Origin of the sequence: uncultured Algoriphagus sp. (assembly GCF_963974835.1) — a bacterium.
Taxonomy (GTDB): domain Bacteria; phylum Bacteroidota; class Bacteroidia; order Cytophagales; family Cyclobacteriaceae; genus Algoriphagus.
Map to the genome: position 1 here is coordinate 684,669 of NZ_CAXBET010000001.1, position 23,565 is coordinate 708,233.

23 protein-coding genes and 2 tRNA genes are annotated in these 23,565 nt (G+C 39.9%); 17 read left to right on the forward strand and 8 right to left on the reverse strand.

Translation table 11 applies throughout. The annotated features are described in order from the left end of the window. Window positions 1–12 precede the first annotated feature (12 nt). From AACZ73_RS03120 to AACZ73_RS03130, 3 genes are read right to left on the reverse strand one after another with little or no spacing between them, the layout of a single operon-like run. Window positions 13–774 carry an exodeoxyribonuclease III gene (locus AACZ73_RS03120; protein ID WP_339875319.1) on the reverse strand — a complete coding sequence of 254 codons (762 nt, stop codon included), beginning with the start codon at window positions 772–774 and terminating at the stop codon, window positions 13–15. A 3-nt stretch (window positions 775–777) separates the two neighbouring features. Beyond that, on the reverse strand, window positions 778–1,140 hold the full coding sequence (locus tag AACZ73_RS03125; RefSeq protein WP_339875321.1) for a hypothetical protein: 363 nt from the start codon (window positions 1,138–1,140) through the stop codon (window positions 778–780). A 6-nt stretch (window positions 1,141–1,146) separates the two neighbouring features. Next, complete coding sequence (locus tag AACZ73_RS03130) at window positions 1,147–1,488, reverse strand: carboxymuconolactone decarboxylase family protein (protein ID WP_339875324.1); 342 nt, start codon at window positions 1,486–1,488, stop codon at window positions 1,147–1,149. A gap of 81 nt (window positions 1,489–1,569) precedes the next feature. Here AACZ73_RS03130 and AACZ73_RS03135 point away from each other — a divergent pair, with 81 nt between their 5' ends. The 6 genes from AACZ73_RS03135 to AACZ73_RS03160 all read left to right on the forward strand — a co-directional run bounded on the left by AACZ73_RS03135 (window position 1,570) and on the right by AACZ73_RS03160 (window position 5,147). Further along, a complete protein-coding gene (locus tag AACZ73_RS03135) occupies window positions 1,570–2,262 on the forward strand; it encodes a ComF family protein (protein ID WP_339875326.1) in 693 nt (230 codons plus the stop codon). Between the two features lie 5 nt (window positions 2,263–2,267). Next, on the forward strand, window positions 2,268–2,801 hold the full coding sequence (locus AACZ73_RS03140; RefSeq protein WP_339875328.1) for a YfiT family bacillithiol transferase: 534 nt from the start codon (window positions 2,268–2,270) through the stop codon (window positions 2,799–2,801). A 62-nt stretch (window positions 2,802–2,863) separates the two neighbouring features. Continuing rightward, the gene (locus tag AACZ73_RS03145) at window positions 2,864–3,622 is read left to right on the forward strand and encodes an SDR family oxidoreductase (RefSeq protein ID WP_339875330.1); all 759 of its coding nucleotides are present in this window, start codon (window positions 2,864–2,866) and stop codon (window positions 3,620–3,622) included. A 30-nt stretch (window positions 3,623–3,652) separates the two neighbouring features. Next, entirely contained in the window at window positions 3,653–4,246 is a 594-nt protein-coding gene (locus tag AACZ73_RS03150; protein ID WP_339875332.1) for a hypothetical protein, read from the forward strand. Beyond that, window positions 4,233–4,706 carry a PaaI family thioesterase gene (locus AACZ73_RS03155; RefSeq protein WP_339875334.1) on the forward strand — a complete coding sequence of 158 codons (474 nt, stop codon included), beginning with the start codon at window positions 4,233–4,235 and terminating at the stop codon, window positions 4,704–4,706. The genes AACZ73_RS03150 and AACZ73_RS03155 overlap by 14 nt, the downstream gene beginning before the upstream one ends. Before the next feature lie 27 nt (window positions 4,707–4,733). After that, complete coding sequence (locus tag AACZ73_RS03160) at window positions 4,734–5,147, forward strand: hypothetical protein (protein ID WP_339875336.1); 414 nt, start codon at window positions 4,734–4,736, stop codon at window positions 5,145–5,147. Here AACZ73_RS03160 and AACZ73_RS03165 read toward each other — a convergent pair. Beyond that, on the reverse strand, window positions 5,144–5,677 hold the full coding sequence (locus tag AACZ73_RS03165; protein ID WP_339875338.1) for an RNA methyltransferase: 534 nt from the start codon (window positions 5,675–5,677) through the stop codon (window positions 5,144–5,146). The genes AACZ73_RS03160 and AACZ73_RS03165 overlap by 4 nt on opposite strands. Window positions 5,678–5,769: 92 nt before the next feature. Between AACZ73_RS03165 and mutS the strand changes: the two genes are divergently transcribed. The 10 genes from mutS (at window position 5,770) to AACZ73_RS03215 (ending at window position 17,216) form a co-directional block, all read left to right on the forward strand. Then, window positions 5,770–8,376 (forward strand): DNA mismatch repair protein MutS, encoded by a 2,607-nt coding sequence (gene mutS / locus AACZ73_RS03170; protein ID WP_339875340.1) that lies wholly within the window; start codon window positions 5,770–5,772, stop codon window positions 8,374–8,376. Window positions 8,377–8,425: 49 nt separating this feature from the next. Beyond that, window positions 8,426–9,223: a LuxR C-terminal-related transcriptional regulator gene (locus AACZ73_RS03175; RefSeq protein ID WP_339875341.1), complete on the forward strand. Its 798-nt coding sequence runs from the start codon at window positions 8,426–8,428 to the stop codon at window positions 9,221–9,223. A 139-nt stretch (window positions 9,224–9,362) separates the two neighbouring features. After that, window positions 9,363–9,435: transfer RNA gene (locus tag AACZ73_RS03180), tRNA-Gly, on the forward strand. Window positions 9,436–9,540: 105 nt separating this feature from the next. After that, window positions 9,541–9,624, forward strand: a tRNA-Leu gene (locus AACZ73_RS03185). Between the two features lie 227 nt (window positions 9,625–9,851). Continuing rightward, entirely contained in the window at window positions 9,852–10,121 is a 270-nt protein-coding gene (locus tag AACZ73_RS03190) for a helix-turn-helix domain-containing protein (RefSeq protein WP_339875343.1), read from the forward strand. A 24-nt stretch (window positions 10,122–10,145) separates the two neighbouring features. Next, complete coding sequence (locus tag AACZ73_RS03195; RefSeq protein WP_339875344.1) at window positions 10,146–10,529, forward strand: hypothetical protein; 384 nt, start codon at window positions 10,146–10,148, stop codon at window positions 10,527–10,529. Between the two features lie 398 nt (window positions 10,530–10,927). Further along, window positions 10,928–12,571: a TraM recognition domain-containing protein gene (locus AACZ73_RS03200; protein ID WP_339875346.1), complete on the forward strand. Its 1,644-nt coding sequence runs from the start codon at window positions 10,928–10,930 to the stop codon at window positions 12,569–12,571. Between the two features lie 244 nt (window positions 12,572–12,815). Then, window positions 12,816–13,667 carry a hypothetical protein gene (locus AACZ73_RS03205; protein ID WP_339875347.1) on the forward strand — a complete coding sequence of 284 codons (852 nt, stop codon included), beginning with the start codon at window positions 12,816–12,818 and terminating at the stop codon, window positions 13,665–13,667. Between the two features lie 419 nt (window positions 13,668–14,086). Then, the gene (mobF, locus tag AACZ73_RS03210; protein ID WP_339875349.1) at window positions 14,087–16,846 is read left to right on the forward strand and encodes a MobF family relaxase; all 2,760 of its coding nucleotides are present in this window, start codon (window positions 14,087–14,089) and stop codon (window positions 16,844–16,846) included. After that, window positions 16,830–17,216 (forward strand): hypothetical protein, encoded by a 387-nt coding sequence (locus tag AACZ73_RS03215; RefSeq protein ID WP_339875351.1) that lies wholly within the window; start codon window positions 16,830–16,832, stop codon window positions 17,214–17,216. Before mobF ends, AACZ73_RS03215 begins: the two co-directional genes overlap by 17 nt. Before the next feature lie 10 nt (window positions 17,217–17,226). Here the strand turns inward: AACZ73_RS03215 and AACZ73_RS03220 are convergent, their stop codons facing one another. The 4 genes from AACZ73_RS03220 to AACZ73_RS03235 form a co-directional block, all read right to left on the reverse strand. Then, a complete protein-coding gene (locus AACZ73_RS03220) occupies window positions 17,227–20,034 on the reverse strand; it encodes a TrlF family AAA-like ATPase (RefSeq protein ID WP_339875353.1) in 2,808 nt (935 codons plus the stop codon). 114 nt (window positions 20,035–20,148) lie between these two features. Beyond that, window positions 20,149–21,075, reverse strand: a complete 927-nt coding sequence (locus tag AACZ73_RS03225) for a zincin-like metallopeptidase domain-containing protein (protein ID WP_339875355.1) — start codon at window positions 21,073–21,075, stop codon at window positions 20,149–20,151. A gap of 353 nt (window positions 21,076–21,428) precedes the next feature. After that, a complete protein-coding gene (locus AACZ73_RS03230) occupies window positions 21,429–22,334 on the reverse strand; it encodes a toprim domain-containing protein (protein ID WP_339875357.1) in 906 nt (301 codons plus the stop codon). A gap of 75 nt (window positions 22,335–22,409) precedes the next feature. Then, the gene (locus tag AACZ73_RS03235) at window positions 22,410–22,613 is read right to left on the reverse strand and encodes a helix-turn-helix domain-containing protein (protein WP_092728146.1); all 204 of its coding nucleotides are present in this window, start codon (window positions 22,611–22,613) and stop codon (window positions 22,410–22,412) included. A gap of 354 nt (window positions 22,614–22,967) precedes the next feature. Here AACZ73_RS03235 and AACZ73_RS03240 point away from each other — a divergent pair, with 354 nt between their 5' ends. Next, on the forward strand, window positions 22,968–23,543 hold the full coding sequence (locus AACZ73_RS03240; RefSeq protein WP_339875359.1) for a DUF6088 family protein: 576 nt from the start codon (window positions 22,968–22,970) through the stop codon (window positions 23,541–23,543). The last annotated feature ends 22 nt before the right edge of the window (window positions 23,544–23,565 follow it).

Genomic DNA, 23,565 nt, shown 5'->3' on the forward strand with positions numbered 1-23,565 from the left:
ATGATTGATATCTTATTCTATTTCGATTAATATTGGACAGTGATCAGAATGTTTAGCGTCTGCTAATATCGATGAGCTTTTTAGCCGGTCCTCCATCGGCTTAGTTGCCATATGGTAATCAATTCTCCATCCTAGATTTTTTGCTCTTGAATTTGCTCTATAACTCCACCAAGTATAATTATGTGGCTGATCGTTGAATTTTCTGAAACTATCCACAAATCCTGATTCTGTGAACTTATCCATCCAAGCTCTCTCCTCGGGCAAGAAACCAGAGGTATTTTTATTTGATTTTGGGTTATGAATATCTATAGCTTTATGACAAATATTATAATCACCACTTAGAATCAAATTTGGATTACTTTGTCTTAAATCTTGCATATATCCATAAATATCGTCTAGAAATTCATATTTGAAGGTCTGACGAATATCTCCTGTAGTACCGGATGGGAAATAGGCAGTCAAAAAAGAAAAGTCATCAAAATCAATTTGAATTAACCTTCCTTCCTCATCATACTTTGAATAATCCATTCCAAGCTTTACAGATTTTGGTTTTATTTTAGTCAATATAGCTACTCCGCTATATCCTTTTTTGAAAGCATGGTACCAAAAGATTTCATATCCTAAATCGTGAAAAATATTCGCATCTATTTGGTCTAAATTTGCCTTAACTTCTTGTAAACCTATTACATCAGGATTTACTAGCTTTAACCAATCTATAAAACCTTTATTCATAGCGGCACGAATGCCATTCACGTTATATGATATTATTTTCACGATTTATTCAATAATTATTTCATACTCTTTTTCAAAGTATTCCAATACTTGAATTTTTAAAAGCTTCTCCTGATCCAATAAATCAAAATGAGGAAGTTCTTTAATTAATTTCCAATGGGGCCAACCATCCTGATCTACATAGTCAAGTTCATAAAAGCCATCATAGCTTAGCACCTTACAAACAGCAATGTGCATCAAATCTTGCTTTTGCTCTTTACTAAATATCTTATTGCCTTGTCCAAGTTCTTGAACACCAATAAGAAAGAGTACGCCATTTAAGTCCGCAGGTTTCTTTCCTATGGTTTCTTTGAGGCCTTCTAACAATTTGGACCAACGTTTTTCTAATTCCAGATCGCGTTTGAACATTGTAAGTTATTGATTTTCAAGTGTTTGCCAATATTCTGCTGCTCTTCTCAAATGAGGAATTACAATTGTCCCTCCTATCAAAGTAGCAATTGAGAATACTTCAAATATTTGCTCTTTCGTTAATCCAACTTCATGGCACTTTCCTAAATGATATTTGACACAGTCATCACATCTCAATACCATTGAACATGCTAGTCCAATCATTTCTTTAGATTTTATATCTACTGATCCTTCTGTATAAGCATTGGTATCAAGATTAAATATACGCTTGATTACTTTGTTGTCCTCAGCCAAAATCTTTTCGTTCATCTGACTACGGTACTCGTTGAATTCCTCTATGAGATTCATTAACTTAACTGTTTAGGAAAGAATTAAGTAGCAAATATACCACTATTTGCCCGTGGCAGATAGGAACAAGCCTTTTTCACAATGCGTTTATTTTTTGTAAAAGATTTTTTGGATTTAGTATTTCCGCGCAATTGTCTTCTTTGCGGAAGTTCTCTTTATGATCAAGAAAATAATCTATGCACAGTTTGTAAAGGCTCGCTTCCTGTTACAAGCTACCATATGAGGCCAGTTGACAATGATTTGTGTGATAAAGTGAGAGGACTAAGTAATGTAGGTATGGTCATGGCTTTTCTAAAATTTACCAAAGGAGGAAATAGTCAAAAGCTTTTGCATCAGCTTAAGTATAGAAATAAGCCACAGCTGGCAAAGGAATTAGGAAGTATGTATGGAAAAATTCTGAACGATAATGGCTTTACTAATTATTGGGATATTATAATTCCAGTACCATTACATCCGCTAAAACAAAGCCGAAGGGGCTATAATCAGAGTGAACAGTTTGGATTGGGGCTAAGTGAAGCTCTTTCTCTGAATCTGGTAAATGGACTAAAGCGGGAGAAATTCACGGAAACTCAAACTCAAAAGTCCCGATTGCAGCGAATGGATAATATGGACGATGTCTTTGAAGCTTCTAATTATACTATTCTCACAGGCAAATCCATTCTTTTGGTAGATGATGTAATGACTACAGGAGCAACTATGTGTGCGTGTGCGAATGTACTTTTGGCAAATGGGGCAAAAAATGTAGATTTGGTTACCATCGCAGCAGGTGGATAAATACTATGATAGATATAGAATTATTGAAATACCCGATAGGTAAATTTTTGAAACCTGAGAAAATCTCGGTTCAAAATCTAAAGGAGGCTAGTACTTATATAGGTTCGTATCCTCAATATTTGAAGGATACGGTGAAAGATTTTAGTGAGGCTCAGTTAAATACAGCCTATCGCCCTGGAGGTTGGACGGTGAAACAAGTAGTCCATCATGTTGCCGATTCTCATATGAACGCGCTGACGCGCTTTAAATTGGTCCTGACAGAGGAAAACCCTACTATTAAGCCTTATGATGAGGCTGCTTGGGCAAAATTGCCTGATTATTCATTACCAATTGAGGTATCGCTCAACTTGATAGATGGAATACATTCTAAATGGGCTGTTATACTTGAAAGTATGACTCCTTCAGATTTTCAGAAAACCTATTTCCATCCGGAATCTCAATCCTCTGCACCTCTTTCCGAAATAACACTGATGTATCAATGGCATTCTCAGCATCATTTGGCACATATACAGCACTTGATGATTCGGGAAAAGTGGTGACTAACCTCACCTTCCAGCTATTTATTTCACGGTATTATTGATTTTAGCCAGTATATTCAATCATGAATATTTCCCTTAAAAATCAACGAATACTTGTCACTGGTGCTTCAAGAGGCATAGGTAGAGCGATTGCAAAGCAATTATCTGATTCTGGAGCTGAAATAATTATTCATTGCAATAACAATGTTGCTGAGGCAGAAAAGCTCAAATCAGAACTAGAAAATCCTGCTTTTATTGAATCTTGCGATCTTTCCAATGTCGATCAAGTAATTGGTTTTATTCCCAAACTGGTGGAAAAATATGGTCCGATTTCAGGATTGGTCAATAATGCAGGAATTTCCAGATCAGCTCCAGATAGTCTATCTACCCAAGAATGGGTAAAGATTTGGCAGGAAACCATTCAAGTAAATACAACCGCTCTTGGTATTCTCTGTAAAGAGTTTGTCGATCAAGCATTGATTAATCAAAATGGCAGGATTGTCAACATTTCCTCCAGAGCCGCTTTTCGTGGAGATACAACAGATTACATAGCGTATGCTGCTTCTAAAGGCGCAATTGTTAGTTTGACAAGATCCATTGCCAGACATTACGGTAAACAAGGAATCAAAGCTTTTTTGATCGCACCGGGCTTTACTCGTACGGATATGGCGGATGAAATTCTAGCTGAATACGGAGAGGGTTTCGCGCTAAATGACATTGCACTGAAAGAGTTGACAAAGCCTGAGGATATTGCGCCAATGGTGACCTTGCTTTGCTCTGGACTTGCTGATCATGCTACTGGAGCCAGTATCGATATCAATGCAGGTTCGTATGTACATTAAGACTCATACTTAAACCTAAGCTACCATTCCATGCCTAATAGGCAAAAAACAAATGAAATTTTCACCCCAGAATTAATCAGAGTCTTTAAGATTTTTGGCTTGATTTCCGTTGGTCTGGTTTTATTACTCTCTTTTTTCAATACAAAACGAGCAAATAACTCTGGAGATGACCTGACATTTCGCATGACCTCTTCAAGCCGTCTTTATTTTTTGAATGTGCGAGCAATTAAATATGATAGAGAAAGTAGATCAGATGCGGGAATGGTCCTTTTTCGTCATGGGAAAAGAGAAGTTTCTGAGGCAGATCCTTTGCTGGATTTAGTGATAATTCTTAATAGCCAAAAAGACGACGCATACCTTTACCTTGAACCAACAAATATTGATTGGCCTTTGGAAATCCGTGCTTCCCAAGAGGGTAAAGAAGAGATCTTTCATCTTCAAAACACAAACAATGCTGAGTTTCTTGCCTATGTGAGGGAGCTCCAACCTTGGATAATTGCTGATGCTTCTTTTGAGGTTAAAAAAGACGCTGCTTGGACACCTATTTGGTCAAAACCAAAAGAGAAGGAAGCATTAAAAACTATATTGGAAGACTATTTCAGATTGATAAATGAACAAGAATAATCCTATGGAAAAGCCAAATCCAATGTTAGCCCAATTCAAAACGTTAATTGGGCAGAAATTAGATAAAACCCCTTCTAAGGCTGGTAATTGGCTTGGTGGAACGCTTTTGGAAATTGAAAATGGTTTTATCAAAGTATCCTATACTATCACTCCAGCAATGTGTAATCCTGCTAAAATACTGCATGGTGGCGTGGCATCGCTTATGATGGACGATGTGATCGGGATGGCAAACTTCGCAACAGGTTCTGAATACCTAATGACAAGCATCAATCTAAATGTAGATTTTTTATCCTCAGTAAAAATTGGAGAGAATATTGAAGTTTCTGCAAAATTAGTTCGATCAGGTGCAAACCTAAATCATTGGGACGCCGTAATCACTAAAGATTCAGGTAAACTTGTGGCGAAAGCCAGCTCCAACATGATCAAAACTCATTTGAAGGTAAGTGAACTTGGTCTTTAATCTTTTACACAACTTAATTTTACAAAAGTGAAAAAACTTATTTTTATTGCTCTTTTCGGTCTATTTTCTATGACTTCTTTTTCACAAACGACCATTAGTTTTCATCAGAGCAATTTGCCTTTTATAGGCGTGAATTATCAGTTTGGTGAGCGTTTTATCCCGGAATTTCGAGTTGGTACAGACATGTATTTTGAGAATTTGACAGGAGAACTTGCCGCCAATTACATTTTCAAAAAAACAGATCGTTTTCAGTTTTATGGAGGAGCAGGTTTAAGAGTAGGCTTTATTGACGGAATAGTAATACCTGTTGGATTAAATATTTATCCTTTTGAGCAAAAGGATTTTGGCTTTCATATAGAAGGTGCACCGATCATTGGCTTTGGTGATGACTCTTTATTCCGAGGGTCTTTTGGTCTTCGATACAGATTTGCCAAAAATTAAAATTGCTCCATTTTCACCATAAGATCCCAAACTGCTATTCCTAGCGAAACGGAGATATTCAAGGAGTGTTTGGTGCCTAATTGTGGGATTTCTAATACTGCATCGCAGGCATTGAGCACTTCTTCTTCTACCCCAAATACTTCATTTCCGAATACCAAGGCATATTTTTTACCTTTCTCAGGTGTGAATTCATTCAGCATCACAGATCGATCTACCTGCTCTAACCCGCAGATTTGATAGCCTTCAGTTTTTAATTTTTCCATGGCAATCATAGTATTCAGGCAATATTCCCATTCTACAGATTCAGTTGCTCCCAAGGCGGTTTTCTGAATATCTCGATGAGGAGGAGTTCCTGTGATTCCACAAAGAAAAATTTTAGCTACACCAAATGCATCACCAGTCCGAAAGGCAGAACCCACATTATTTAGGCTTCGTACGTTGTCCAGGACGAGTACAATTGGGGATTTATCCATTTTTTTAAACTCCTCAACCGAAACTCTTTCGAGCTCTTCCATACTTAATTTTTTCATCCTTTTTTGTTCTGCTTTGTGAATGGCTTATTTTCGGGCATATTCCCTTCGAATACTCCTCCCAAAATTAGTATAAAAGTAAGCATACCCCCATGAGTAAGTTAAAAGACGGAAAAGAAACTCCTTTAATGAAGCAGTATAATGCGATAAAAGCCAAGCATCCAGGTGCCTTGTTACTTTTTCGTGTCGGGGATTTTTATGAAACATTTGGAGAGGATGCTGTTCGTGCAAGCAAAATCTTGGATATCGTGCTTACAAAGCGGGCGAATGGTTCGGCATCACATATCGAGTTGGCGGGTTTTCCGCACCATTCGTTAGATACCTACTTACCAAAATTGGTGAGAGCGGGGAATCGGGTAGCTATTTGCGATCAGTTGGAGGATCCCAAGTCTGTAAAAGGCATTGTGAAGCGTGGTGTGACTGAACTAGTGACTCCAGGGCTTTCATTTAATGATCAGGTGCTGGACACCAAGAAGAACAATTATTTAGCTTCGATTTCCTTTGGAAAAGACAAGCATGGAATTGCTTTCCTTGATCTTTCTACGGGGGAATTTATGTGTGCTGAGGGGACTGCATCTTATTTGGAAAAATTGATTCAGAGCTTTGCGCCAGCAGAGATCATCTTTTCCAAAGCAGCAAAAAAGGCTGCCGCTGACATGCTGAAAAATGATTTTATCACTTTTCACTGCGAGGATTGGGTTTATCAATACGACTTCACTTATGAAAAGCTCAAAACTCATTTTGGTACAGCCAACCTAAAAGGATTTGGGATAGAGGAAATCGAATCCGGAATCATCGCCGCAGGAGCGATTTTATATTACCTGGAAGAAACTGAGCATAAAGAGATTCAGCATATTTCTTCGATTTCAAGAATTGCTGAGGAGAAATATGTGTGGTTGGATAAGTTCACTATTCGAAATCTGGAACTTGTATTTCCACAGCACGAAGGCGGAGTTCCTTTGATCAATATCCTAGATCAGACTGTGACTCCTATGGGTTCTCGAATGATGAAAAAGTGGATGGTTCTGCCTTTGAAGGAAAAATCTGCTATCGAGGAGCGACTGAATGTTGTTGACTTTTTCTACCAAAACTCGGCCCTAATTGAGGAAATGGTGGACCCGTTGAAGCACATTGGTGATTTGGAGCGACTGATTTCCAAAGTCGTGGTAGGACGTGCAAATCCTCGTGAGATTAATCAGATAAAGCGTGCGCTAGTCAATATTTTACCTATCAAAGAGCTTCTCAAAAATCAAAAGAACCCTACACTTCAGCGACTTTCTGATCAGCTGCATCCCTGTGAGTTTTTGAGAGAAAAAATAATTAAGGAGCTCAAGGAAGATGCACCTATGCTGACGCACCAGGGTGGAATTATCAATGATGGAGTCGACGAGGAGCTGGATGAATACCGTGGATTGGCGAATACCGGAAAGGATTTCTTGGTGCAAATCCAACAACGTGAAGTTCAGAAAACTGGAATAACTTCCCTGAAAATAGCTTTCAATAAGGTATTCGGATACTATCTGGAAGTGACGCATTCGCACAAAGACAAAGTTCCGGCGGAGTGGATTCGTAAACAAACGCTGGTAAATGCTGAGCGCTATATTACTCCTGAGCTAAAAGATTATGAGGATAAAATCCTGAATGCAGAGGATAAAATGATTGCTATCGAGCAACGCTTTTTTCTGGCGCTTGTACAGGAGACTGCTCAGTTTGTCACACAAATCCAGCAAAACGCAAGAATTCTTGGCACATTGGATGTTTTACTTTCTTTTGCGCAAGTGGCACTTTCTAATGGCTATGCTAGACCAAAAATATCTGAGACCGAGACGCTCGAAATCAAAGACGGTCGTCATCCGGTCATCGAAAAGCAATTGCCTCCAGGCGAAGACTACGTTCCAAATGATATTTACCTAGATCACGATTCACAGCAGATCATGATCATCACCGGTCCCAATATGGCTGGTAAGTCAGCTTTGCTACGACAGACTGCCTTAACCGTGCTAATGGCTCAAATGGGGAGCTTTGTGCCTGCATCTTTCGCTAGAATAGGTATTATAGACAAGGTTTTCACTCGTGTAGGAGCTTCAGATAATCTTTCCAAAGGCGAATCAACCTTTATGGTGGAGATGACCGAGACGGCAAGCATTTTGAATAACCTATCGGATCGAAGCTTGGTGCTAATGGATGAAATCGGCCGTGGAACATCTACTTACGACGGTATTTCCATCGCTTGGTCTATTGTGGAGTACCTGCACAATCATCCGACGTTCCGGGCCAAAACACTTTTTGCTACGCATTATCATGAGCTGAATCAATTGGCCTCTGATTTTCCTAAAATCAAAAACTTCAATGTTTCTGTGAAAGAAGTCGGAAATAAGGTGATTTTCATGCGAAAGCTTAAGAAAGGAGGTAGTGAGCACAGTTTCGGTATTCACGTTGCCCAAATGGCGGGAATGCCTAATCCAATTGTGTTAAGAGCTTCGGAGATCATGTCCCATTTGGAAAAGGATAAAGCGGTGGCGGATCAAAAAAGCAAAGTTAAATCCATTCCTAAGAACAACTATCAGCTAAGCATGTTCGAGTTGGATCCGAAATTCCAAGAAGCGAAAGAATTAATTGAAGGAATAGATATCAATGCTATTTCACCTATTGAGGCACTTTTGAAATTACATGAGATCAAAAAGAAAATTGAAACCTAAAAAATTGGATTTCGTGTGTTAACTTAGTTTTGACACTAAATAATTTTTTATGGATAAGGTATTGTTGAAGGATTTGCGTAAGCAAAATAAATACACACAATTTTTTAAAAAATGGCAAGAGCAAGAATTTCAAATAAACCCGGAAGAACAAAATAAAGTAATTGAATTAGAGCAGTTAAGTGAAACTATAGGGATGCGGGAAGGGCTCACCATTGCCTGCTTTGATTATAGAGATTTGAGTCTAGCTTTTTTCGCAGGCAATGTGGAAGAATTGACAGGATATCCTGCCTCTATTCTTCGATCAAAGGGTATGGAGACAACTTTCGAATTGATTCATCCCGAGGATAGAGATGAGTTCATTCGCTTTCAAAAGATTATCTTCGAGAATTTCCATAAGCTTACTTTATCCGAGAAGCATACCTTTGAATTTTCCTATACAACTCGCTGGGTTCATCGAACTTCCAAGAAAATCAGTTGGATGCTCGGTAAAGTTAGACCCTATCTGATAGATGCTGCCGGTAATTTTGCAATGGATTTACACATAATAGTACAGTTGCATACACCTCCAAAATCCAATGGATATGATTGGAATTATTCTTACCGGAAGGAAGACGGTACCAGAATATTTGTAAGTAAGAATTCTCCTCAGAGTAGAGTAGTCTCTCTTACAAAGAAGGAGAAGGAAATTGTTAGCTTGATTTTGGAAGGAAAGGAATCTAAAGAAATTGCGAAGCAATTACATATTTCCGTGAATACTGTTAGTACTCATCGAAAAAACATCCTAAAGAAGCTAAATGCCAGAAATGTGGGGGAAATGGTGAAAATTTTATCTACGTATACATTTTGATAGAAGCTTGAAAATCAATTAAGAAGGTGGTTGTGGTTCTCAATTGTTAAAAAAATAACGGAGTAATGTTTGTGATTTTATTTCTGGCTCTTACCTTTGCATCCACAATTCAACTGGATCACGTTTCAGTTGACAAAACGCGAGAGTAGCTCAGCTGGTAGAGCACGACCTTGCCAAGGTCGGGGTCGCGAGTTCGAATCTCGTCTCCCGCTCAAAAAGCCCTTGATTCAAGGGCTTTCTTGTTTCACGGCGTTCGTATTGGTAATTATCAATTGAATGCAGGAAAGTCAAAATCTATGTTTTAGAACATAGATTAAGCCGGGATGGTGGAATAGGTAGACACGCAAGACTTAAAATCTTGTGAGAGCAATCTCGTGCGGGTTCGATTCCCGCTCCTGGTACAGCTGATAATCAGCGATTTAGAGCTTCCTCAAAAGGGAAGCTCTTTCTTTTTAAAATCACGGGTACAACATAGGTACAACAAATTTTTACTCACTTTTTCCATCCTAAAAAACTTTAAAATAATCGCGGAATTTTTCGTAAAAAAATTTCTTCTTTTTGAACAAAATATTATTTTGCTTGAAGCTTCTTCCTGAAGCTATGTTGTATCACCAAAAATCCTTATTCTATGAATGTCATATGTCTGCATGAGGAGGCTTTCTATGCCCTGATTGATACGGTGGTCAAGCGGATCAAAGAGACGCATGGCATCAAGGAAGATAAATGGATCACAACCGATGAGGCTATGCGTAAGCTTGGTATTACCAGTAAGACCACACTGCAAAAATGGCGGGATGAAGGACGCATTCGTTTCACCCAACCGGAGAAACGGATCATCCTTTACGATAATGACTCGATCAAAGAGTTCTTGGAGAAAAATGCAAAAGATACATTCTAGTCTTAACCATTAAATCAAAAGAGTATGAGTGACTCAGCTTTAACGAAGGAAGAAGAAGAAAAATACGCCAGAGGCTATAATGCTTTTAGTTTTATAAAACAGTATGAACCTGATTTGGTCAAAGAGCTTGATTCTATCAAGGCGGATGGGGCGTATTTTGATGGGTTACGTCAAGGACGTACCGATGACCGTGTCAATGAGTTCTATGAGAACAAACTCCCCGATTGGATGGAAGGCGTCGATCCTATAAGAGATCAATTTGATGACAATGAAAAGGACATTACAAAAGATCCATCAAAAGAAGATGTTGATCCTAAAAAAGACCAATTTAATGATAATGGAAAAGATATTACAGGCGGTCCATCACAAGAAAGAGACTCTTATGATGGCCCTGAATTAGATCGATAAAAACGACTGCTAAAATATCGTCCTAGAACGGCCTTTATTAGAAAAAGTTAGGAAGATTTACTCAAGAAAAAATTATTAAATTTTATTTGAAAATCTTTTGGGATTTAATCGAATAAGTTTTATAATCGTTAAACCAAACTAAATAAGAGAAAAAAACCATTTTTTAATGTAGGGAAGACAAAAAAATCCCGACCCTTCAGCGAAAGTCAATCCGCTATAAGTATTGATAATATAAACCAGATTACTCTTCTTAAAAACTTCAAAAAGGGAAGAGAACCATTGTAGCAAAACATACTCCGCTACCGCTTTCGGTTAGAGGGAAAGATGGACTGTTCAGCCCGTTTTTCACCTTTTAATGCACGCTCGTTCAATACAATCCACTTTAAATGATTCAAACCATGGATACATATGCCCACGGCAAATCCTTCTTGGATATACCCGTATTCCACTTCCCCACACCCGAAGGCCAAAGTGCCTTTACTATTCGGCACGCTGTTGAAGGCATTCAAATTGTCGGTGGTATCGGCTCCGGAAAAACATCTGGTTCAGGCCGTTTTCTAGCCCTCAACTATCTCAAACTTGGATTTGGCGGTCTTGTCATGACTGCAAAGCCTGACGAGAAAGATCTTTGGATAGACTATTGCACAAAAGCAGGTCGGCTGGATGACCTGATTATCATTGAGCCAGGCGGTAAATATTGGTTTGACTTCCTGGCCTATGAATCCTCCCAAAACGGCACAGGCAATGCCTTTACCGAAAATGTAGCCGAAGTTCTAAAGGTCGTTATTGAGTCCTCCAAGATCAAAGACCGAGGGGTTTCAAAAGACGATCCCTTCTGGCAGCAGGCTTTGGATATGCTGATATTCAACGTCATTGATCTGTGCTTGATGGCCTATGACAAAGTAACTGTCCAGCTTCTTCACGACATTGTTCAATCGCTACCCAACGCAAAGAAACCTGCCATGGCCTCTCAAAAAGAATGGGATGCCTTTTATATGGAGGATCGTAAAAAATGGATGGAACAGGAGGAAAATAGGCGTGCTCAAACGCCACATTCCCAAGAGTTCAAAGAGCGAAAATATACCCCTTCCAAACAACCGACCCCTTTTGAAAAAGCCATGGTGGAAGCCCATCGGAGATTCAAAGAAAAGGTAGATGCGTATGTGGAGGCCAACCGAGATAATCTGGATACACTCAAGGGCAGTCAGGATTTATCCGACTTCTTGAAAAGTGAGTTTCCTCATATCCGCACATTTCACCATCTCTGGCAGTTTTTCATGGAGTCATTTCGAACACTCAATGAAAAAACCCGCAGCATCATTGAATTCTCATTCACAGGCTTCCTGTTCCGTTTATTACGCGAACCGATTTTCTCTCTCTTCTGCAAAGGGAACTACAATGTGACCCCTGACGATAGCTTGAAGGGTAAAATCATCTTGTTAAACCTGCCCGTCAAATCGCTCCATAAAGTGGGGCGTGATTGCCAAATTCTCTTCAAATACATTTGGCAAAGGGCTATGGAGAAGCGGAATATCAAAGAAAACCCCCGCCCCGTTTTCCTATGGGCGGATGAAGCACAAAACTTCATTCATGAGCATGATCCTGTATATCAGGCAACCGCTCGATCCTCTTGTATTTCGACTGTGTACATCACGCAAAACTTGCCAAACTACTATGCGATGATGGAAAGCGATAATGGTTCTGCACGGGTCAAAAGCTTCTTAGGCACGATGGGCACCAAGATCTTCCATGCCAATGCAGACATCGAAACCAATCAATATGCTTCAGACCTCGTGGGTGAAGCCTATATTGAGAAATACACGGAGACCACTGGTCTTTCCAAAGAATCCCCCAATTTCTCTCAGAACAAATCCATAGAGCTTGAGAAAGTCTTCCGGCCAGAAGATTTTATCCCACTCAAGACGGGATCGCCAAACAATGCCTATATGGTGGAAGGGATAATCCACCGTCAGGGCGATCCTTTGTTTGATGGAAATAACTATATGAAGCTGACTTTTGATCAGAAGTTCACGCCTTCATAGAGACTATCCCCAATAATCAACAGTACAAGAGTTGAACATCCTGACCTGCCTAATTGCGCACGAGAAGGCCACAGGATCGTTACGCCCTGTCTTGACCTAAAGAATATTCAGACAAACCATTTTGCCTGACCATGGAAACGTATGTCCATGTCACACCTCTCTCATGGAGGTGATTAGGATTGGTCTGTCTAACCTTCAGTTCACTTTATCTCAAATCTTTATTCACTTTAAAATCATAGAAACCATGAATATCACTTATTATTCTTCTGTAAAAATGCAGCGTCAATTCCCATTGGAAGAAGCGCTTCTAAAGCTGATTTACAATATCCTCTCAATCCCGAAAATGGCCCTGGAGGTCTTTTCGAGAAAGAGCTTCGGAGAACGGTATTTCAGCCCGTTTATAAGCGTCTTTGGGATCATCATTCTGGCGATTGTGCCGATGATCTTCCCAACGACAGACAGATACCCATTTAGCGTCTGGCAAATGATCGGCGCAAATATGAGCTGGTACCTATACTTGGCAGGATTCACCACCATGTGTGTGTTGCGGTATTTAGAAATCAGGCATGAACCGTCCGTCTTTGACTTTGCCAAGCATAGTCTCTTTGATGGGGAACATCAGGAATGGTTCCAAAAACTTGTCTTAAGCCGATTTGGCAAGCTCACCCCTCGATTGATAGATATCTGGGTAGAGCCAGGATTCTATTTCCTAGTGGGTGTCGTTCTCGTCACCTTCCAATTTGTCTTCATCGGGGTTTTCATTATCCTATGTGCATTGTGCTATATGCTGGCTAATCAGATTTCATACAACCAAGGTGATCATATGATCATGGATTGGATCGACCGTTTGATTGAAGCCGAGCAGTTTGAGCGGTACTTTGTGGATAATCGCCCAACATCGGAAACCAAAGGGTTTAAGATTAACGGTAGGCGACCTGTAGGCAAAAAGATGCAACAAGCTGTGGCGAAGCTGGCAACATCCTCGACTGGTGATTTAAAGGATAAATCGGGTCAGCCTGTAGACTGGGATTGGCTGAAAAAGAATGCCTTTGATGACGAAGGCAATCCCAGCTTGAACTACTTCAATAAGATGTAAGAAAAATTGCCCCTCACCTGAAGGGGGCTCTGCAGAGTAATTAGGGAACAACTAGGGGGGGCTCTGCAGAGCAATTAGGTTTGACAGGTGGGGGGCTCTGCATAGGGGAGATGTCTGATGATTAAGATTGGCTCCGATTGGCACGTTTGCATTTGCAGGTTTGAAAACGGCCTTTCGGAATGCCATATCTCGGTTAAGCTCGATGAATAAGTTTTCAGGATTGCTTTGCAGAGCCTAAATGATAGACCGAATTGTATAGGCATTACTGAGGCTTTATTTGAGAGAAAACCACCAGCACTTACAAGCTCACACATGAGCAAAAAGCAGGAATAATTTATCTGTATTAGGGTTTCTTATCCTGTGCTTATCCAAGTGAAATTTGACCCAAATCATCCATAAAATTAACTACACTCAGCGTCATGATCCGCATGATTTTATCGTCATCTTCCGAAGCTGCCAAATCCTACTTTTCGGAGAGTTTGGCAAAGGCAGATTATTACATCAACGATCAGGAACTCAAAGGCAGTTTTCATGGCAAACTTGCCAACCGTTTAGGCCTATCCCAAGAAGCCACCAAAGATCAGTTTTTCGCCCTATGCGAAAACAAAAATCCGATTACCCAAGAACCACTCACCATGCGCACCTATGAGAACAGGCGCATTGGCTACGACATTAATTTTCATTGTCCGAAGTCGGTTTCGATTATCCATGCTTTTTCCAAAGACACTCATGTCATGGATATTTTTCAGTCAAGCGTAAGAGAGACCATGACTGAAATTGAAAAGGCGTCCGACACCCGCGTCCGTAAGTTCGGTAAAACCCATGACCGACACACAGGCGAACTGGTTTGGACGGAGTTTATCCACCAAACGGCACGGCCTACAGAAAATCATGCACCCGACCCTCACCTTCATGCGCATTGCTTTGTCTTCAATGCCACGTGGGATGATGTTGAAAAGGAATATAAAGCTGGTCAGTTCGGTAATATCAAACGGGATATGCCGTTTTATCAAGCGCGATTTCATAAAGTGCTATCCGATAAATTGATGGATGCCGGATATGAGATCAGACGCACCAAATCCTCTTTTGAGATTGTGGGTGTGCCACAACACGCCATTGATCAGTTTTCCAAGCGTACAAATGAGATCGGGCAGATTGCCCAGGAAAAAGGTATCACGGATGCTAAAGAGCTAGATAAGCTTGGAGCCATGACCCGAGGCAAAAAAGCCTCCGGTATGTCCATGGCAGAATTGCGGGACAACTGGCGCGCCCAAATCAAAGAAAGTGAAGCGGCACTCGAGCCAGACTTGGATACAAATCCTCAAATCCGTCATACCGATCCCGATAAACTGAAGGAGAAAGAACACCGATTAACGGCAGAGGTAAGCGTTAATCACGCCATTAACCATGGCTTTGAACGGGCATCGGTGATGCCGACTTCCCGTATTCTAGCAGAAAGCTACCGTCATGCCATTGGAGACAATCGCACATCTATTGGTGATATTAATTTTGCCTTGAAGGACAAAAAAAGCTTGATCCATCTTAAGGAAGCTGGCCGAGACATGGTTACAACGCATTTCGTAATCGAGGAAGAGCGAGAAATGGTTTATTTGGCCAAGGAAGGCCTTGGCAACGCTGCACCCCTCTACTCCTTCCCGCCTCAAATCAAAGGGCTCCAGGGCAAGCAAAAGGCCGCTGTGGCGGATATTTTGACCAATGGGAACCGTGTCTCCATTATTCGAGGGGCAGCAGGATCAGGAAAGACCTATTTGCTCAAAGAAGCTGTGGCCAAGATTGAGGCAAAAGGCAAACAAGTGACCTTGATTGCTCCGACCGCCCAAGCGTCCCGTGGAGTGTTACGCGAAGATGGATTCCAAAAGGCGGAAACCGTGGCCAAGTTCCTGAATGACCCCAAAATGAAGCAGGAGATCAAAGACCAAGTGCTTTGGGTGGATGAAGCCGGACTTTTGGGGACAAAGGATATGGTCAGCCTGCTAAGGGTCACACGTGAACAAAACGCCCGTTTGGTTCTCATGGGTGACACTCGTCAGCACGCAAGTGTTGTTAGAGGAGATGCTTTGCGCATCCTTAATACGGTTGGCGGTATTCAAACGTCTGAAGTAAGCCAAATCAGAAGACAAGAAAATATCCATTACCGAGAAGCGATCCAAGATTTAGCGAATGGGTCTATTCGGTCTGGCTTCAATCGTCTGGATCAAATTGGGTTTATCAAGGAGGTTGATCCTCTCAACCCCAATAAGGAACTGGTGGAGGACTATGTTAATGCCGTAAAGGGCAAGAAATCAGCTTTAGTGATTTCACCGACCCATGCCCAAGGGGAAAAAGTCACCGATGATATTCGCAAGTCCTTAAAGGATCATCGCTTGGTGTCCAAGCGTGAAAAGAAACTGGAACGCTTGGAAAACACGAATTTGACAGAAAGCCAAAAACAGGATCAGCGGAATTTCCGCAAAGGTCAGGTCATTCAGTTTAATCAGAATGTCGGACGGTGTTTAAGAGGCTCGATGTGGACGATTGATGAAACCAAAGACGGCTCCTTGTATTTGAAAAATAAGAATGGAAACAAGGCGCCTATCCCATTTAAGAACGGGAACCATTTTGATGTTTTTGAGAAAAGACCGTTTTCGTTATCGAAAGGTGATCAAATCATTGTCACCCGAAACGCTGTTGATCAATATCAACATCGTATGAGTAATGGCGATTTTTACAAAGTCGATGGTTTTACCAAAGACAAGAAAATCGTTCTTGTAAATCCAAAAAGCAATCATTCCTATACAGTGGATCAGGACTTTGGACATCTCAAGCATGGGTATGTTCTCACCTCTCATGCATCACAAGGCAAAACAGTCGATGAGGTGTTTATCTCTCAGCCTGCTGCAACCTTTCCGGCTACAGATGCCAAACAATTTTATGTTTCTGCATCCAGGGGCAGGAAAGCTGCTCATATTTACACGGATGATAGGGAAGAGCTTTTGAAGCATGCAAGTGACATAGGTGACCGTAAATCTGCTCTAGAACTTGCCCGAGAAAATGGTATTTCAAGTGATCATGCCTTCAACAAAACAATGGAGATAATTAAAGAAAAATCGAAAGGGATAAATCAACATAAGGAAAAAGAAAAGCAACTAGACCATCTATCCTATGAGCCAGAGCGATGATTTCTTTGATAGTATGTTTGGCAGATCAGAAGGTCAATCATATGAGCCCAAAGAAGAGGAAAAAGACAAATTTGAAGCGATCCGCTATTATCAGAAAGGAGAATTTTCGCTGTACATCAGCTTTGTAGACCTAAAGCAGAAACGAAGTTTTTTTAACTACAGTCGAATGCTTTCAGCGGAATATGATCCTACAGTACAAAGGATCAAATTGAATTTCTCAGAAAATTTGATTGAACTGGAAGGAATACACCTAGAAAAATTATACTACCAGCTCATGGAAAATCAGGTCAAAGAAATTGTTCAACAGGATAAACGATACATTGAAATCAGAAATAGCATTCCTACTGTTTTTGAATTGAAAATAACCTAATTAAAATTTTTCAATTAGACTTATATCTTTTTGATCTCATTTCAAAGGCAGTTTCACCACCTTCCATAACATCACATATTTCTTTCTTAATTGCTGCTTGTTCAACGGTTCCTGAATGCAAGACTTTTAACGTATTGCTTTCTGTATCCATAGAAACAATAAATTCAGCATCACCATTTACAGGAACATTCGCATTGTGAGTTACCACAATTAATTGTCTTCTTTCTTTTGCTTGCTTAAGTCTATCTACGATCAACTCATAAACCAATCTGTTATCCAAGTCATCTTCAGGTTGATCAAGAATTAGAGGTAACCTTCCGTATGACAAAATGAAGGTTAAGATTGCAGTTGTTTTTTGTCCCGCAGATGCAGTTGATAATGACCTAAAGGTAGAAGTGGCGGTTGGTTTATATTGAATCTCGATCTCATCTTCGGGCAACATCAATTCTATTTCGTCAATTTGAGCATCATTCAACGTTCTAACTAGATTTACAAAAAATCCTGAAACGATAGAACCGACATCTTTATTCTCTTTTATCTTTAAAAAAATACTTCTTAAATCCTTTATTTTATTTTCTACATTTCCATTGAAACAAAGCTCCACTAGAGCATCTACATCAGATTGAAATGAGGTGTTTTCTCTTTGCAAAATTGTTCTTAATCGAGCCTCAAAGTCCACTTTATTTCTGAATGGCTTGATATTAACCTTTACTTTGTCACCAACCAAAACCCCTTTAACAAATTTTTGTCTTAGATCTGTAATTTCCTTACTTAAGCGGAGATATTCATCTCGCAGTCTTTCTCTTTCTTTTTTATCGAATTTTCGTGTCTCATTTTTAGCAATTATATTTTCAAGTTCTATTTCTAGCTCTGATTTTTCCATTGAAAATCTTTCAAAACTTGAAATTGAATCGATACCATCTTTTTCAAGTTCTTCTCGTTTTTGGAAAAATTCTTCTGAGGTCCTTGTCAAATCTTTTTTCCATTGAGATGTATTAATTGATTTCTCAAAACCAGAATTAATTTGAACTACTTCTTCTTTTAACTTTTCTAACGATTTTTTTATATTTTCAAATTCTGCTATTACAATTTTAGAGGCGGACTTCAATTCTACCTCATGCGTTTGATTAAAAATTGTAGTATCGAAATCTTCAATTTTAATATTTTGTGCTAATTGATCTATTTGATTTTTCCTATCCTCGATTTCAGAGCGAAATGCGTTTATCAAGTGGTCTTGATTTGTATATGTTTCTTTTGCTTTTAATAAACTGGCAATTCCACTTTGCTGAAGTTTTTTAATGTTTGCTTCTAGATCCTTAATCCGTGTTTCAATTTTACCTTTTCCTGCTATTACTACATCTGCCGTTCTAATTGCTGCAGATTTTTCTAAAAATAATTTTTTTATATGTTCTCTATCTATTTTTATTTTCTCAAGCCCTTCAATAGCTCTATCAATTCGTTCTCTTAATGCATTAGGCTCTTGTGCAATTTCATAAATCTGCTTCTGAGAATAGTGTTCAAATTCAAAAAAATCTATATATCCCTCATCTTTTATATCTTCCCAAATCCCTTCCTCATTTCTTTTCTGAATATTGATTGTTTGAGCTTTTGAATCAGTAATATTGGAAGCAATTATCTTATGAGGAACTTCATTTCTTATGAACTCAATTTCAATTATAGATTCATCTGTTAAGACACCTTTTTTTTGCCTGCCAGATACTTTCTTGTAAAATTCATTATGATCTTCAAGAATTTCTTTTAATTCATTTAAATCGCTCGTCTTATTAAATACTCCACGAATAAATCTTAAAATACTCGATTTTCCACTACCTCTGCCTCCTATTAAAGTATTTAGCTGTGGATTAAAATCAATTATTAGAGGTATTTTTTCCTCTGTAATAGTAGTATTTAATATAGAAATTGATTTAATCCAAAGATTTGGCTTTGTATATGGAGTATCATTTGAGTCAAAATCATTCTTGATACGATAATCAGGTAAAAGAAATGCTTGCCTTAACCCTTCCAAAGAAGGGCATTCATCCATTTTTATCCAAGTAAAACGTCTACCAATACCCCAAAGACCGTGTTTTGGGTTTTTTGGCTCATGTGGATTATCAGAGAATGTTAGAATTGCTAATTGATTTTCTAAAGCATATTTCACTGGAGTAAACCACGCCTTTAAGAATGAATCATCAATTTGAGGATTAGGATTGTTATAATAGTTGTTTAAAAAGGACTTTAGATCTGTATTTCCCGAAGTTTGGAGCGAAGTGTCCAAAAATTCTTTATGAACAACTTGTACGGCGTTTATATCGTCTCGCGAGTAGAATTTTTCTAAATTTTGGGCGCTTAATGTATTTAGTCCTGCATATTCGTCAATGTGAGCAGGTATAATCAAAGCACCGCTTCTAGCAGTAGCTATATCAGCAATTTCAAAAACGGATTTAGTTGTTGTTGCATCTTGTTGACCGTATTGGGTATATTCAATATCACATTTACTCAAAAAGCTTTTCACATCTTCTTCACCTTTTGATGGGTCAAATAGAATTAGGAGGTGTATTTTTGATGTATCACAAGTTATTTCAACTCCTGGAAAAACCACCAATTTCGTTCCACGGGCAGCATCTTGAATTGATGAAATTCCTAATGATGAGTTGTGGTCTGTAACTGCTACACAATCTAAGCCTTGTTCGATGGCTCTATCTACCCACTGTTTAGCAGTTACGGTTTTATCCAGAAAACATAAGCTTGAAGTAGTATGTAAATGCAAATCACATTTATACCATCGGGCTCCTTTGAACAATATATCGTTTTGCATTTACAAATTATTCTTTCTTTTAATTTTGTAATTATTGCCAATTTTCTTGATTTTGTCACTATCTAATTGAAAGTAAACGCTCCAGCCCACCTTTAATGGGCTGGAGCCTAGCCGTTATTCTGGCCGTAATTCCTTCAAGAAGCGGACAGCTTTTGTTGCCTGATTTGCGGCAGGAATAATCAAGCCTTTATCGCTTTTCAAAGCTTCTAGCCAAGAAGCAATATAAGCAGCATGGTTTGCTTTTTCTAGGGTATTAATCCCAAACTCTGCACAAAGGAACGCAGCACCTAATTCAGCGACTAATTCTTCTTTGGCGTAAAGCTCTTGCTTATTGGCTTTGAAATCGGATTTTGCTTTGAATCTATCCAATCGGCTATCGGCTCCTGACCAGTGGATCAGCTCATGCATGAGAACGGAATAATATCCTTCTGTGGCAGAACATGCTGGCGTATCCATAAAACTCAAGAGATACGGCATTTGGATAAAATCTTCTTTCGGGCTGAAGAAAGCCTGCTCCCCTCCATGTCTGATGATGGCTTTTGTATTTTCTACAAAAGCATCAACTGCATGGATGCGTGTTACGAGTGGTTCCTTTTCTTCAACTTGATCAGAACTTTTAAAATCCTCCCAGTTATAGCTCTCTAATTGGCAGCGGTTGAACACGTGGTAAGTTTTAAGAAAAGGGATTTTTTGCAATTCATCGTGTCCCTCAACTTCTTTTTCCAAAAAGTCATAGTAAACAACCATGGTTCCTTTTTCGCCTTTGCGAATGAGCTCTTTGTTTTCTGACCATTGCTTGAAAGTTGCCCATTCTGGCGATGCAAATTGCTTTTCGTGTGAGGTACACCACAAGAGCAAATTGTTGATCCCGTTATAGTGGTTTTTGGAAACGGTATTGTATGGAAGCTCCAATGTTGCCCCCTGACCTTTCCAAGGCTTGTACCAAGGGATATTACCTTTTTCCAATTGGCTGATAATGCGATCTGTGACAACTTGGTGAATATCTTGGCGGGATTTTGTTTGAGTGATTGTTTGAGACATGGTGTTGTTCCTTTTCTCGAGTGGTTGACGGTTACAGGTGATGAAAGACCGCAAGAAAAGTGACCAAACCGGCTGTTATTTTGGTGCGCGAGGAAGCCCGAAGGGCGGGGAAAATAATAGTTGGAGACGGGAACGCTTGCGGTACATCTCCTGTCCCAAAACCGTCTGCCTCGTTGAGAAAAGAACATGGAAAACCATTGTCCATCACGCCCTAAATCAATCGCCTGATACCTTCCAAAATCAGAGAGTATTTAGACTTTGGATTTAGGTATTCAGGTCTGTAAATGTGGGAGCTGTTGGCTTCCTGTCCGTTTTCTGGCACCTATAGCCGGATCAGATCCTTTGTGTGGAAGTCAGAGACCTAGCTTTTGCATGTGCCACGCATTGACATCTTTAAAAGGTCGGTAAACCTCATTCATGGGCGTATGAACCATGAGACTGTGTTCTTGCTTGAAAATATGTGTGAGGGCATTTTGAGCTTTACGCCCCGCCTCATCATTATCCATCCACGTGTAGCCAACCGAATAGCCGTATTGGTAGAGGTAAGGCAGGATTTGGGTCATATTACTGACCGAATTGAGGATAATGGTATCGTCTTGGAACGGTCGCCCTTCCAGTTGCGTAATGGCGGAGAGATAATCCATCATCCCTTCAAAAATATGGATGCCAGGCGGCTTTGATTTCCGGCCACGGATGAAGGATATTGTCTTTGCCCCGACTGAGGCTTTGAAGCCTGGCTTTGTCAATTCCAAGCCGCCATTTTCTGTATCCCAAGCAAGAGCCGTGATAAGCCGTCCCGTATTGGTATTAAGGACACAAGCCTGTTTCAAATAATGCTGGCCAAGAGATAACGGAATGCCTCGCTTGTGGAGGTAGTGAATTAATTGCGGCCTTGTGATAGGTGAAACATAATCCAAAGAATAAACAGGCTGTTTTTTGATTTCAGGCTGCTTTTCAAACTTCACAAAGACGACATTGCTGCCAATCAGACGATCCAGCCACTTCAAGGCATCGGATACGGAATTGGCGTGGCCTTGGGATTGTAAGATGGCCTGAGCCAATCGGACGGTATCACCTCCTATGGCTTCGCCAAAATCAAACCATAGGTTTTTTTCATTGTGAACATGGAAGCTTGCGGTTTTCTCAGCACGAAGCGGAGAGAGAAACCAGCTTTCTTGGTTGTAGCTGCGTGTAGGCTTGAGCCCTACTCGATTTAGGATTTCAGAAATAGGAATAGCTTTAGCCTGTTCGATGTTCATCGAAGACTCCTGATAAGATCAAATGTTGAGAAATGAGGTCGCAAGGGCTGAAGCCCTCACGGGGTCAGCTCAATGCTAACTTTGCAAATTCCGCTGCATGAAAGCGTCCAAATCGGATTTGCGGTAACGTACCGCACGACCGACTTTGAGCGGTTTGAGGTCATAGCGTTTTGTGCAATCCCAAACAGCCATGGTATTGGGTGAAATGCCGAGATATTTGGCGGCAGTCTTTCGATCCATCAGCTGGTTTTGTGGATCATCTTGAAAATTGCGTGTCATATAAAAATCCTTTCCGTGCCCATATGAAACCCGTTTCCATTCCGAAACTAGGAATACAATCCTTATATCATAGTAAATCGAAAACTGAAGAGGAATTTCATCCTATATTAAACAAATAGGTTTAGATAAGAAGGGTTAAATGTAGGCTTGAACGCATTCAATCCGCCGTATTATCGAGTTTAGCTTCCCTGCTTTTCAAGAAAATAATGCAAAACGATAGGCTTGAACGCCTCATTTAAATGGATTTATCCTACTGAAAATGAATGTGTATTAGTACCCTTTTACATTCATATTTGCATGAATTTTCAATAAGAATATAGACAAAAAGACATAACGGTGTTATATTTGGTCATTATGGACACCTTAAGAAAATTAAAGCGCCATTTGCGCCGTGGAAGCGTATATCGCCGCTCCGATCTGGAACGATGGTCTAGTTCCGTGGATCGTCATTTAAAACAGCTTCTAACCGAAGGGACTTTGCAAAAAATGTCCCAAGGGGTTTACTATTATCCAAAGGAAACAGTATTCGGAGCGGCTCCACCGGACGAGTCCGCTTTGGTTCGATCCTTCTTGAAGGACGATGAGTTTTTAATCACCTCCCCCAATGCCTACAATGCGCTGGAGGTGGGCACTACTCAGCTGTACAACAAGCGGGTAGTCTATAATCACAAACGCCATGGTGAGTTTGATCTTGGCGGACGGAAGTTCTTTTTCCACATGAAGCCCAAGTTTCCCAAGAACCTCAGCCCTGAGTTTCTATTGGTCGATCTAGTCAATAACTTGGACACTTTGGCAGAGGATAAAGAGATGGTTTTATCAAAGGCAAAAGAAAAAGCTGGAAAGCTGGATCTTGCTAAATTAAAGCGTATTGTTTCAGCCTATGGAAGTTCCAGAACAAAAAAATTATTTATCTCTATCTTTGAAGTATAGAGTTCTTTATTCAGCATAACCT

Excerpts from the sequence above, each read along its gene's own strand:
- AACZ73_RS03125 (WP_339875321.1), bottom strand. The coding sequence starts at position 1,140 with ATGTTCAAACGCGATCTGGAATTAGAAAAACGTTGGTCCAAATTGTTA.
- AACZ73_RS03130 (WP_339875324.1), bottom strand. The coding sequence starts at position 1,488 with ATGAATCTCATAGAGGAATTCAACGAGTACCGTAGTCAGATGAACGAA.
- AACZ73_RS03135 (WP_339875326.1), top strand. The coding sequence starts at position 1,570 with ATGCGTTTATTTTTTGTAAAAGATTTTTTGGATTTAGTATTTCCGCGC.
- AACZ73_RS03140 (WP_339875328.1), top strand. The coding sequence starts at position 2,268 with ATGATAGATATAGAATTATTGAAATACCCGATAGGTAAATTTTTGAAA.
- AACZ73_RS03145 (WP_339875330.1), top strand. The coding sequence starts at position 2,864 with ATGAATATTTCCCTTAAAAATCAACGAATACTTGTCACTGGTGCTTCA.
- AACZ73_RS03150 (WP_339875332.1), top strand. The coding sequence starts at position 3,653 with ATGCCTAATAGGCAAAAAACAAATGAAATTTTCACCCCAGAATTAATC.
- AACZ73_RS03155 (WP_339875334.1), top strand. The coding sequence starts at position 4,233 with ATGAACAAGAATAATCCTATGGAAAAGCCAAATCCAATGTTAGCCCAA.
- AACZ73_RS03165 (WP_339875338.1), bottom strand. The coding sequence starts at position 5,677 with ATGAAAAAATTAAGTATGGAAGAGCTCGAAAGAGTTTCGGTTGAGGAG.
- mutS (WP_339875340.1), top strand. The coding sequence starts at position 5,770 with ATGAGTAAGTTAAAAGACGGAAAAGAAACTCCTTTAATGAAGCAGTAT.
- AACZ73_RS03175 (WP_339875341.1), top strand. The coding sequence starts at position 8,426 with ATGGATAAGGTATTGTTGAAGGATTTGCGTAAGCAAAATAAATACACA.
- AACZ73_RS03190 (WP_339875343.1), top strand. The coding sequence starts at position 9,852 with ATGAATGTCATATGTCTGCATGAGGAGGCTTTCTATGCCCTGATTGAT.
- AACZ73_RS03195 (WP_339875344.1), top strand. The coding sequence starts at position 10,146 with ATGAGTGACTCAGCTTTAACGAAGGAAGAAGAAGAAAAATACGCCAGA.
- AACZ73_RS03200 (WP_339875346.1), top strand. The coding sequence starts at position 10,928 with ATGGATACATATGCCCACGGCAAATCCTTCTTGGATATACCCGTATTC.
- AACZ73_RS03205 (WP_339875347.1), top strand. The coding sequence starts at position 12,816 with ATGAATATCACTTATTATTCTTCTGTAAAAATGCAGCGTCAATTCCCA.
- mobF (WP_339875349.1), top strand. The coding sequence starts at position 14,087 with ATGATCCGCATGATTTTATCGTCATCTTCCGAAGCTGCCAAATCCTAC.
- AACZ73_RS03215 (WP_339875351.1), top strand. The coding sequence starts at position 16,830 with ATGAGCCAGAGCGATGATTTCTTTGATAGTATGTTTGGCAGATCAGAA.
- AACZ73_RS03220 (WP_339875353.1), bottom strand. The coding sequence starts at position 20,034 with ATGCAAAACGATATATTGTTCAAAGGAGCCCGATGGTATAAATGTGAT.
- AACZ73_RS03225 (WP_339875355.1), bottom strand. The coding sequence starts at position 21,075 with ATGTCTCAAACAATCACTCAAACAAAATCCCGCCAAGATATTCACCAA.
- AACZ73_RS03230 (WP_339875357.1), bottom strand. The coding sequence starts at position 22,334 with ATGAACATCGAACAGGCTAAAGCTATTCCTATTTCTGAAATCCTAAAT.
- AACZ73_RS03235 (WP_092728146.1), bottom strand. The coding sequence starts at position 22,613 with ATGACACGCAATTTTCAAGATGATCCACAAAACCAGCTGATGGATCGA.
- AACZ73_RS03240 (WP_339875359.1), top strand. The coding sequence starts at position 22,968 with ATGGACACCTTAAGAAAATTAAAGCGCCATTTGCGCCGTGGAAGCGTA.